Annotated in this window: 12 protein-coding genes; 6 read left to right on the forward strand and 6 right to left on the reverse strand. The window is 70.0% G+C overall.

Translation table 11 applies throughout. The features are described from left to right. Positions 1-33: 33 nt before the first annotated feature. The 4 genes from pstA to AB0I18_RS26615 form a co-directional block, all read right to left on the reverse strand. Entirely contained in the window at positions 34-945 is a 912-nt protein-coding gene (pstA, locus tag AB0I18_RS26600) for a phosphate ABC transporter permease PstA (protein WP_363108087.1), read from the reverse strand. Continuing rightward, positions 945-1895, reverse strand: a complete 951-nt coding sequence (gene pstC / locus AB0I18_RS26605) for a phosphate ABC transporter permease subunit PstC (RefSeq protein ID WP_363108088.1) — start codon at positions 1893-1895, stop codon at positions 945-947. The genes pstA and pstC overlap by 1 nt, the downstream gene beginning before the upstream one ends. Then, positions 1892-2869, reverse strand: a complete 978-nt coding sequence (locus tag AB0I18_RS26610; RefSeq protein WP_363108089.1) for a PstS family phosphate ABC transporter substrate-binding protein — start codon at positions 2867-2869, stop codon at positions 1892-1894. The genes pstC and AB0I18_RS26610 overlap by 4 nt, the downstream gene beginning before the upstream one ends. A 362-nt stretch (positions 2870-3231) precedes the next feature. Then, the gene (locus AB0I18_RS26615) at positions 3232-4437 is read right to left on the reverse strand and encodes an NAD(P)/FAD-dependent oxidoreductase (RefSeq protein ID WP_363108090.1); all 1206 of its coding nucleotides are present in this window, start codon (positions 4435-4437) and stop codon (positions 3232-3234) included. Between the two features lie 290 nt (positions 4438-4727). Between AB0I18_RS26615 and AB0I18_RS26620 the strand changes: the two genes are divergently transcribed. From AB0I18_RS26620 to AB0I18_RS26640, 5 genes are all read left to right on the forward strand, one after another. Further along, positions 4728-4892: a hypothetical protein gene (locus AB0I18_RS26620; protein ID WP_363108091.1), complete on the forward strand. Its 165-nt coding sequence runs from the start codon at positions 4728-4730 to the stop codon at positions 4890-4892. Positions 4893-4992: 100 nt separating this feature from the next. Further along, positions 4993-5442, forward strand: coding sequence for a DoxX family protein (locus AB0I18_RS26625; protein WP_363108092.1), 450 nt, complete (start codon positions 4993-4995; stop codon positions 5440-5442). Positions 5443-5455: 13 nt separating this feature from the next. Further along, positions 5456-5890, forward strand: coding sequence for a Zn-ribbon domain-containing OB-fold protein (locus AB0I18_RS26630; RefSeq protein WP_363108093.1), 435 nt, complete (start codon positions 5456-5458; stop codon positions 5888-5890). 43 nt (positions 5891-5933) lie between these two features. Continuing rightward, entirely contained in the window at positions 5934-6563 is a 630-nt protein-coding gene (locus AB0I18_RS26635) for a GNAT family protein (RefSeq protein ID WP_363108094.1), read from the forward strand. Positions 6564-6931: 368 nt separating this feature from the next. Then, positions 6932-7522: a GNAT family N-acetyltransferase gene (locus tag AB0I18_RS26640; RefSeq protein ID WP_363108095.1), complete on the forward strand. Its 591-nt coding sequence runs from the start codon at positions 6932-6934 to the stop codon at positions 7520-7522. 10 nt (positions 7523-7532) lie between these two features. Here AB0I18_RS26640 and AB0I18_RS26645 read toward each other — a convergent pair whose 3' ends face one another. Next, positions 7533-8210, reverse strand: coding sequence for a pyridoxal 5'-phosphate synthase (locus tag AB0I18_RS26645; protein WP_363108096.1), 678 nt, complete (start codon positions 8208-8210; stop codon positions 7533-7535). Positions 8211-8259: 49 nt separating this feature from the next. Beyond that, positions 8260-8685 (reverse strand): pyridoxamine 5'-phosphate oxidase family protein, encoded by a 426-nt coding sequence (locus tag AB0I18_RS26650; protein WP_363108097.1) that lies wholly within the window; start codon positions 8683-8685, stop codon positions 8260-8262. Between the two features lie 286 nt (positions 8686-8971). Here AB0I18_RS26650 and AB0I18_RS26655 point away from each other — a divergent pair, with 286 nt between their 5' ends. After that, positions 8972-9574: a GtrA family protein gene (locus tag AB0I18_RS26655; protein ID WP_363108098.1), complete on the forward strand. Its 603-nt coding sequence runs from the start codon at positions 8972-8974 to the stop codon at positions 9572-9574. Positions 9575-9842 lie beyond the last annotated feature (268 nt).

A 9842-nucleotide genomic window follows, 5' to 3' on the forward strand; every position in this document is an offset into this window, starting at 1 on the left:
TGGAGTTGCTGCGGGATACGGCGGTCATGGCCGTCACCACCTGCGGCTGTAGCGGTTGCGGAGCCAGATCGCCAGGGAGTTCATCGCGAGCAGGATCACCAGGAGGATGACGATCGCCGAGGCGGCCAGCGCGGTGAACTCGGCCCTGGACTGGCTGATCCAGCCGAAGATCTGGATCGGCAGCGCGGTGAACGGGCTCTCCACACCGGTCGGGTTGAAGGTGATGAAGGTCAGCCCGCCGAGCAGCAGCAGTGGAGCCGCCTCACCGATCGCGCGGGACAGCGCGAGGATCGAGCCGGTCGCCATGCCGGGCACGGCCGCCGGGAGTACCTGGCGCCAGATCGTCTGCCACTGCGTGGCGCCCAGCGCGAGGGATGCCTGGCGGATGGACTGCGGCACGGCCCGGATCGCCTCCCGGGAGGCGATGATCACGGTCGGCAGCACCAGCAGCGACAGGGTGAGCGAGGCGGTCAGCACGGTCTGGCCGAAGCCGAGCCCGCGGGAGATGATGCCGAGCCCGAGGATGCCGTAGACGATCGACGGAACGGCCGCCAGGTTCTGGATGTTGATCTCGATGACGCGGTTCCACCAGCGGTTGGGATCCGCGTACTCCTCCAGATAGATGGCGGCGAGGATGCCGGTCGGCAGGCAGTACACGGCGGTGAAGCCGATGATCCAGAGCGTGCCCATGATCGCCGACTGGGCGCCGGCGTTCCCGGGATCGATGATGTCCGGGAAGTTCGTCCAGATCCGCGAGTCGAGCCGCGGCCACGCCTCCACGACGACATACGTGAGCAGCGAGGCGAGGAAGATCACGCCGACCGCGAGCGACGCCCACAGGCTGAGCTGGAAGAACCGCTCCCGCAACGGGGTGCCCCTGCCCTTGAGCCGGGGCACCCCGGGGTCGTCCGCCACACTGACGTCTCGGTCCATGACGTCGCTCATCACTCGTACACCTCCCGGTACTTGCGGACCAGGCGAATGCTGACCAGGTTCATCACCAGGGTCATCACGAACAGCAGCAGGCCCACCGCGAAGATCGTCTGGTAGCCGGTGGAGCCGGTCGGCAGGTCGCCGATACCGGCGGCGGCGATGAACGCGGTCATCGTCTGCATGCCTTCGAGCGGATTGAAGGACAGGTTCGGGCGCCCGCCCGCGGCGACCGCGACGATCATCGTCTCGCCCAGTGCCCGGGAGATGCCGAGCACGATGGCGGCGACGATGCCGGACAGCGCGGCCGGGAAGACGACGCGGGTGGAGACCTGCATCCGGGACGATCCGAGGGCGAACGCGCCGTCCCGCAGCGCGCCCGGCACGGCGTTCATCGAGTCCTCGGCGAGCGAGGCGATCGTCGGGATGATCATGATGCCCATCACGAAACCGGCCGCCAGGGCGTTGAAGACCTGCGGGCCGTCGCCGGCCGGCCAGATGTCCTGCAGCAGCGGGGTGACGGCCTTGAGCGCGAAGAACCCGTAGACGACGGTGGGGATGCCCGCGAGCACCTCGAGAACGGGCTTGAAGACCGTACGGACCCGGGGATGGGCGTACTCGCTCAGATACACCGCCGCGCCCAGCCCCAGCGGTACGGAGACCAGCAGGGCGACGAGCGTGACCATCAGGGTGCCGGTGACCAGCGGCAGGACACCGAAGTGCGGCGGCTTGAACAGCGGCGCCCAATTGGTGCCGGTGATGAAGTTGCCGAAGTTCACCTTGCCGAAGAACTCGCCGGCGGGCGGGATGAGGGCGATGACGATGCCGACGGTGGTCAGCACCGAGACCAGGGAGGCGGCCACCAGGAGGACCTTGATGGCCTTCTCGCCGTAACGCGGCTGGGACCGCTTCAGGAAGCCGGGGCTCCCCGAAGCGGCCCGCCGCCCAGTGGCAGGGGAACTCATGACTTGTGCTGCGCCTTGAGGGCGTCGAGGTCCTTCTTCAGCTCGGCCTCCTGCTCGGAGTTGAGCGGCACGAACTGGGCCTTGCCGGCGATGTCGGCGTTGTTCTCGACGTAGTACTCGACGAACGCCTCGACCTCCGCCTTGTCCAGCGAGGTGGCCTTCGGGTAGATGAACAGCGGCCGGGAGAGCGGCTTGTAGGTGCCGTCCTGCACGGTCTCGACGCTCGGGGCGACACAGCCGTCACCGCCGTCGACCTCCAGGGCCTTCAGCTTGTCCTTGTTCTCCTCGTAGTAGGAGAGACCGAAGTAGCCGAGGCCGCCCTTGGAACCGGAGACGCCCTGCACGGTGACGTTGTCGTCCTCGCTCGGCGAGTAGTCGGTGCGCGAGGCGCCCTCCTCGCCGTTGATGGCGTCGGTGAAGTAGTCGAAGGTGCCCGAGTCGGTGCCGGCGCCGAACAGTTCCAGCTTCTGGTTCGGGAACTTGGGGTCGACCTGGTTCCAGTTGTTCACCTTGGAGCCGGGCTCCCAGATCTTCTTCAACTGCTCGACGGTCAGGCAGTCGACGAAGTCGTTGTCCTTGCTCACCACGACGGACAGACCGTCGTTGGCGACTGTGAACTCCTCGAACTTGATGCCCTCCTTGTCGCAGAGGGCCTTCTCCTCGTCCTTGATCGGACGCGAGGCGTTGGAGATGTCGGTCTCGCCCGCACAGAACTTCTCGAAGCCACCGCCGGTACCGGACGTGCCGACCGTGACCTTGACCCCGGAGTTCTCCGCCTGGAAGAGCTGGGCGGCGGCCGTGGAGAGCGGCGCCACCGTGCTGGAGCCGTCGACCTTGATGTTTCCGGCCAGCTTGCCGTCACCACCGTCGCCCGAACCCGCATCGGCACCGCCGCACGCGCTCGCGGCCAGCAGGACGGCAGCCGTCAGGGCCAGGGGAGCCTTGGCCCGGCGCAACGAAGAGGAAGTATTCACGACTCTCGACCCTTGTGTCTGCCGGGTACGCCGGCGATGGATCGGTGCGCAGCGCGCTCCGTTCGGACACTCTGGATCGAAGTCAGGCTATATGAACGGAGGGTGTATGCGGCGTCCCTCCAGCATGAACTATAGCTAGTCATCTATATAGAAGGATCTTGATTTATTATCACGGAAGGGTCTCTTGAGCTGCCGGTTCACCCTTTGACCCCAGCGCAGGCCGGGTGAACGGCGAGCGGTCGACGCGGAAGCGGAATGCGTGGGCGCGCGAGGCGCGCCCCCGGCCCGAAAGGCAGCGTTCGATCCGAGTTCACCGTTCGGTCGCCGTCGGGAAGCAGGGCCGGGAAGCGGAGTCGCGAGGCTCAGCGGGTGATGCGGGACGGATGCCGCTGTTGCGCGTCGCGGGCGATCACGCGGGCGATCTTCCCGGCGTCGAGGGCCATTTCGCGGAACATCCCGCTGATGGGGTTGGTGAATCCGCTGAAGAAGAGGCCTGGGGCGTTGTCCGGCGTGCGGGCGCCGTGCACGACCGGGAGGCCCCGCTCGTCGAGTACGCCGAGGTGGCCGACGATGTCTTCCAGCGCGCGCCGGTAGCCGGTCGCGGCGATCACGGCGTCCGGGCCGATCCGGTCGCCGTTCGCGAGGACGACCTTGCCGTCCTCGAAGCCGTCTACGGCCGCGACGACCTCTACCCGCCCCTTGCGGACGGCGTCGATGAGGCCGACGTCCTGGACGGGAATGGACCCCTCCTTCACGCGCGAGTACAGCCCGGTGTCGGGCCGCGGCAGCCCCTTCGCCGCCAGGTCCGGCACGCTGAGCTTCGCCACGGGACCGGCCATCCGGTCCACCAGGCCGACGGGCAGCCGCCGTACCAGGACCGCGGTGTACTGGGCCGCCCAGCCGGCTGTCGTCCGGCGCACGATGTGCGGCGTGGTCCGCACCGAGAGCCGTACCCGCGAGGCGCCGCCCTCGATGAGGTCGACGGCGATCTCCGCACCCGTGTTGCCGACGCCGACGACCAGGACGTCGCGGCCGACGTAGGGGGCGGGGTTGCGGTACTCGCCGGCGTGCACGAGTTCGCCCTTGTACGTGTCGCGGCCGGGCCATTCGGGAACGTACGGCGTGTGGTTGTAGCCGGTGGCGACGACGACCGCGCTGCCGGTCAGTTCACGCCCGCCGGTGGCGTGCAGCAGCCACCCGCTCCCGTCGCTCAGGGGCTCCACTCGGGAGACCTCGACACCCGTGACGATCTCCAGCTCGTGGTACTCGACGTACTTCTCCAGGTACCGCACCACGTTGTCCCGCGACACCCACCGCCCGAACGAGCGCGGCATCGCGAGCCCCGGCAGCCCGGACAGGCGGCGCGTGGTGTGCAGCCGCAGCCGGTCGTAGTGCCGCCGCCAGGACGCCCCGACGTGCTCGGACTTCTCGAGCACGACGGCCCGTACGCCCTGGGCGCGCAGCGCGTACGCCGCCGCGAGGCCGCCCGGGCCGCCCCCGATGACGTACACGGGACGGTCGGAGCGGGTCGGTGCCGCCGGGTTCGCGGAGGGTGTGGAGTCGGCCATGTGCCTGAGCGTATTGATGTCGTCACTTGATGGGTCTCGGTCAAGCCCGGAATCGGTTGCGAATCGATCACGGCTGTAGGAGGGGTGTGTGGGATTCGTGGCGTAGGTCTCACGGAACGTGTGAGGTCGGTGTAGGGCGCGACGCTATGCGCCCGATGGCGCGCCCTCGCGGCGGGAGGAGCGGGATTCCTAGGGGCGGCGACTCTCGGGCTCGCGATCATGACGGTCCTGCCCTGATGGCGTACTGGCTTCTTAGGAATACAGTCCTCAGGGGTGCACTCCTAAGGAGTTTGCTCGCCGGCCGGGGGACGGATACCACGCGCTGCGGGCTGGCGTGTTTCAGTGCCGCGGGCTTCACCGACGCGCTGCGTGCCGAAGCCGAGCGAGGCGGCGTACTGCTGGTCGGACTCGACGAGTTGTACGGGCGGGCGATGCCGACCGGGGGCCTGTTGTAGATCCTGCCGGTGGATCAGTGGCGTACGCCTCTTGCGCGTCTGCCGACCGTGCGCTGAACTGACGTACCGTCAGATTCATTGCTGCGGAGGGATCGAGGCCATGGACGCGATCTGGCTCACCGGTGCGGAATGGGTCGCCGTGCTCCGTATCGGTCTCGGGCTGTGGTGGCTGGAGAGCTGGCGGCACAAGGACAAGAAGGGCTGGTTCGAGCGGGGCACCGGGATCGCGTGGGCGTCGGACGTCGCGGCGAAGCACCGGTGGAACGCGGTGCGCAGCGGCTTCGACGTGGTCGTCGCGCCCCGGCCGCGGACCATGGCGTACGTCGTCGTGTACGCGGAACTCGCCGTGGGGCTCGGTCTGGTCGCGGGCTTCCTGACCCCGATCGCCCTGGTCGGCGGGCTGCTGCTCAACCTGCTCTACCTCGTCCTGATGATCCACGACTGGGCCGAGCAGGGACAGAACGCGATGATGGCGCTGATCTCGCTGGTAGCCCTGTTCGCGATGTCGTGGCAGACGTGGTCGCTGGACAGTGCGTGGGGACTCTTCTGACGGGGGTTTGCCGATGAGTGCGCGGTTCGACGTACCGGAGGCCGACGCCTTCACCCGCACGTACTGGGACGCGGCCGCCCAGGGGCACCTGCTCCTGCGCCGGTGCGGCGCGTGCGGGCGTGCCCACCACTATCCCCGCGAGTTCTGCCCGCACTGCTGGAGCGAGGACGTGACCTGGGAACGGGCGAGCGGCCGCGCCACCCTCTACACCTGGTCCGTCGTCCACCGCAACGACCTGCCGCCCTTCGGGTCGCGTACGCCGTACGTCGCCGCCGTCGTGGACCTCGCGGAGGGGCCGCGGATGATGACCGAGGTGGTGGAGTGCGCGGAGGCGGCGCTGCGGGTCGGGATGGGGTTGGAGGTGACCTTCCGAACGGAAGCCGCGGAGGCCGCGGAGGCTGAGGAGGACATGGCCACGGTGCCGGTGTTCCGGCCGACCGCTTCCTAGGGCCTGTGTCCGCCCTCCCCTCCCTCCGTTGTTCAATAACGTGATGACCGACTTGCACGAGTCCTACGCCGCCTCCCCCTCTCCCTCTCCCTCCCCCTTCCCCGAACTCCACGGTGACGGGCTGCGGTTGCGGGCCTGGGACGCGGCGGCCGACGCGGATGTCGAGGCGTGGCTGCGCGGGTGTTCGGACCCGGAGTTCCAGCGGTGGAACACGCTGCTCAGACCGGTCGAGACCTGGGACGCGGCGCGGGAGTCGCTGCGGGCGCGGGCCGAGGCGGCCGAGGAGGCGACCGGGGCCTCCTTCCGCGTCACCGATGCGGGGAACGGCGTGACGCTCGGGCACATCGGGATCAACGACGTCGACCACGTCATACGGGTCGCCCGGGTCGGGTACTGGGTGCTGCCCGAGGCACGCGGACGGCAGGTAGCCACCCGGGCGCTCATGCTGGCCGCGCACTGGGCCTTCGCCGAACTCGGCCTGCACCGGCTGGAGTTGGGGCACGCGGTCGGGCATGACGCGTCGTGCCGGATCGCCGAGCGGTGCGGGTTCCCGTACGAGGGGACCCTGCGCGGGGCGATGTTCGAGGCCGGACGGCACGACGCGTTCCGGGACGTACACCTGCACGCGCGGCTCGCCACGGATCCGGAGCCCGAGCCGGTCGCGGCCCCGTAGCACCCCGAAAAATCGGGAGGCGGGGCGGCGCGGCCCGCGCCAGCATGGAGGCATGGCCACTGCTGCGTACGACTGGCGGTTCACCCACGACCTCGGGGCCTTCCTCCATCGCGCCGGAGACTTCCTGCGATCGGAACTCGCCCTGCACACCGTCCAGTTGACGATCACCGAGGCGCTGCGCACGCGCGGGATGCGGGCGTACGGCGAGGAGGCACCGTCCTTCGGATGGCTGACGGACCCGGCCGGCGCCGTGCACGCCACAGCCCTGCGAACACCCCCGTACTACCTGAACCTGACCCCCCTCTCCCTCTCCCTCGCGCCCGCCGTCGTAGGCGCGCTGGCGGAGCGGCTCGCGGACGAGGGGGCAGGTGCTGCCCGGGATCGCCGGTCCGGCGGACACGGTCGCGGAGTTCGCGGGGGCCTGGGAACGCCGTACCGGGGCCGTCGCCCGGCTCGCGATGCGCCAGCGCCTCTACCGGCTCGGCACGCTCACGCCTCCCGAGCCCGGGCCGCCCGGCGGGGCGCGGATCGCCACCGGGGACGACCACGGGCTGGTCGCGCGCTGGTACGACGAGTTCAGCGCGCCGCTCCCCGCACAGATGCGGGAGGCGCCGGACCGCTGGGCCGCGAACCGGCTCGCCCACGGCGGCATCACCTTGTGGGAGACGCCGGACGGCACGCCTGTCGCCATGGCGGGCACCACGCCGAAGGTCGCCGGGCAGGTCAGAGTCGCCACCGTCTACACCCCGGTCCCGCTGCGGGGGTACGGGTACGGGGGCGCCGTGACCACCGCCGTCAGCAGCGCCGCGCTGGAGGCGGGCGCGGCCGAGGTGCTGCTCTTCACCGACCTCGCCAACCCGACCAGCAACGGCCTGTATCAGCGGATCGGATACCGACCGGTACGGGACTTCGCCGCGCACGTTTTCGAGGCGGCGAGGGACGCGGTTCCGGATCCGTAGCCGGTTCCGGCTACGGCCACAGCAACTCCGTGACCCAAGTGCCGCCCGCCCAGCGGTAGTTGAGCCGTACGTGCCGTCGCCTCGCGTCGCCCTGGAAGAACTCCACCTCGTCCGGCTCCAGTACGTACGCCGTCCACGACGGCGCGGGCGCGTCCGGCTCGCGCTGGGCGCGCTCCCAGGCGGCGTCCGAGGCGCGCTCCAACTCCTCGTAGGAACCGAGGACTTCACTCTGGTGGCCGACCAGCGCGGAGGCGAGCGCGCCGGTCGAGCGGGCGTGCAGATCGGCGTGGGCGACCTCGGGCGGGGCGACGGTCACCCGGCCCCGCACCCGGACCTGCCGGCCCTGCGCGGGCCAGTAGAAGCAGAGCGCGGCATACGGTCCGGCCGCCAGCTGACGCCCCTTGCGGCTGCCCGCGTGCGAGGCGAAGTGCCAGCCCTTCTCGTCGGCGTCGTGCAGCATCACGATCCGTACGTCCGGCCGACCGTCCGCGTCCGAGGTCGCCAGGGACATGGTGTGCGGCTCGGTCTGCCCGGCGGCCACCGCCGCCGCGAACCACTCCATGAAGAGCGGCAGCGGTTCGGCGGGGGCCGTGTCCGGGACGAAGGCGGGCAGCTCGGTGTCCCAGACCCGCTGGGACCTCAGCAGCCGGACGAACTCGGACGATGCGTCGGAAGCGTCGGCACTCATGCCCCGATTGTCACTCGGGACCGGGCCCGCACCTCACGCGGGACCCGGCTCAGACCGAACCGAGGTCGGACGAGAGCCAGTGTTCGGGACGCATACGGATGATCACCTGTGCGCCGTGCTCCTTCGAGGCGAAGTCGACGTAACCGTCGACCTTGTCGGCCGGGAGATAGCGGGCGGAGATCTCCCGGAGGTGCTCGTGGGTGGCCGGGAACGTCTCGACGACCGGCCCCTCGACCGACACGTACCGGATGGTGGGTTCGAGCCGGTCGATCATCAGGGAGAACCGGCCCGCCGCACTGATCAGCCGGTTCTTGCGGGTGTCGACGCCGGTCATGATCCATACGGTGCCGTCGGACTCGTTCTGGTACCAGATCGGCACGGTGAGCGGGGCGCGTCCCGGCCCGGCGTCGACCGCGAGTGCGGCGACGTGCGGCTCGGCGAGGAACTGTTCGCGCTCTTCACGGGTCAGGGCCATGCGGGGCTCCTCCGGAGTGCGGGTGGTTGACGGTCGCGGACGATGGACGTCTTCTTCAGCGTGCCCCGGGCCGCTCCCTATTCCGCCCGTGTCGCGGTACGCGCCACCCAAGTACGTAAGCGCTGGTCAGGCCCTGTGTGCGGGGCAGCCCCCCCGGGCCCATGGTGGGGCCAGCTCCACCCCCGGTTCGGGAGTGCGCCTCCTCGTGCCGGAGAGCGAACGACGACATCGTTGAACCCAGTTGATCCCGCAGGTCCACGGCCCGCCCCTCCCGGAAGGAAACCCCATGAAGACGCTGCTCTCGTCGAAGCCGGAGACGGCGGTCGTGGTGCGGGGTGGTGGGCCGTTGGCGTCGTTCGTCCGATTCGTGGTCTGCGGGGGTGGGATCGGGGTGCTGTCCAGTGGTGCGGTGGTGGCGCTGGCCGGGGTGCTGCCCTGGGTGGTGGCGAACGCGGTGATCACCGTCGTGTCCACGGTGCTGTGCACCGAGCTGCACGCGCGGTTCACCTTCGGGACCGGGCGGCGGGCCGGGTGGCGTCAGCACTGGCAGTCCGCGGGGTCGGCGACGGGTGCCTATGCGGTGACCTCGGCCGCGGTGCTCGTTCTGCACCTGGTGCGGTCCTCGCCGGGGGTGCTTACCGAGCAGGTCGTCTACCTCGGTGCGGCCGGGGTGGCCGGGATCGGGCGGTTTCTGGTGCTGCGGTTGTTCGTCTTTGCCGGTGAGCGGGAGCGGACTGTGCCGGTGGCTGTGCCGGGCTCGGCACCGGTTGGGGTGCTTGGTGTGACGGTGACTCCGGTCTCGTACCGGTCCGCCCCTGCCCTGGGCCGGGTCCCGGGGGCGGGGTGGGGTGGGCTTCGCTCGGGGGCTGTCCTGGTCGGGTGCCGGTGACTCGGTGCGGGGGCTTCTTCCCCCACCCCGCCCCTTCCCGAAACTGAAGGCTCCGCCCCCAGACCCCCGTCGGGTTGTTCGTGGGGTGCGGGTCGGCTGTGGCTTGTCGCGCCGTTCCCCGCGCCCCTAAAGACAAAAGACCGGGGGGCTTGGGACGGTGTGCACTCTGCGGGCCGGTGGGGGCTGGGTGCGCAGTTCCCCGCGCCCCTAAAAAGCGGCCGGGGTTTTGACCGTTGCCCCCACTCAGCCGCTGTCGGCCTTCCGGCGT

The organism is Streptomyces sp. NPDC050704 (assembly GCF_040654355.1).
GTDB lineage: Bacteria > Actinomycetota > Actinomycetes > Streptomycetales > Streptomycetaceae > Streptomyces.

Bases quoted from the DNA above. Each gene is read 5' to 3' on its own strand.
- AB0I18_RS26630 (WP_363108093.1), top strand. From the start codon at position 5,456: ATGAGTGCGCGGTTCGACGTACCGGAGGCCGACGCCTTCACCCGCACG.
- AB0I18_RS26635 (WP_363108094.1), top strand. From the start codon at position 5,934: ATGACCGACTTGCACGAGTCCTACGCCGCCTCCCCCTCTCCCTCTCCC.
- pstA (WP_363108087.1), bottom strand. From the start codon at position 945: ATGAGCGACGTCATGGACCGAGACGTCAGTGTGGCGGACGACCCCGGG.
- AB0I18_RS26615 (WP_363108090.1), bottom strand. From the start codon at position 4,437: ATGGCCGACTCCACACCCTCCGCGAACCCGGCGGCACCGACCCGCTCC.
- pstC (WP_363108088.1), bottom strand. From the start codon at position 1,895: ATGAGTTCCCCTGCCACTGGGCGGCGGGCCGCTTCGGGGAGCCCCGGC.
- AB0I18_RS26650 (WP_363108097.1), bottom strand. From the start codon at position 8,685: ATGGCCCTGACCCGTGAAGAGCGCGAACAGTTCCTCGCCGAGCCGCAC.
- AB0I18_RS26625 (WP_363108092.1), top strand. From the start codon at position 4,993: ATGGACGCGATCTGGCTCACCGGTGCGGAATGGGTCGCCGTGCTCCGT.
- AB0I18_RS26645 (WP_363108096.1), bottom strand. From the start codon at position 8,210: ATGAGTGCCGACGCTTCCGACGCATCGTCCGAGTTCGTCCGGCTGCTG.
- AB0I18_RS26655 (WP_363108098.1), top strand. From the start codon at position 8,972: ATGAAGACGCTGCTCTCGTCGAAGCCGGAGACGGCGGTCGTGGTGCGG.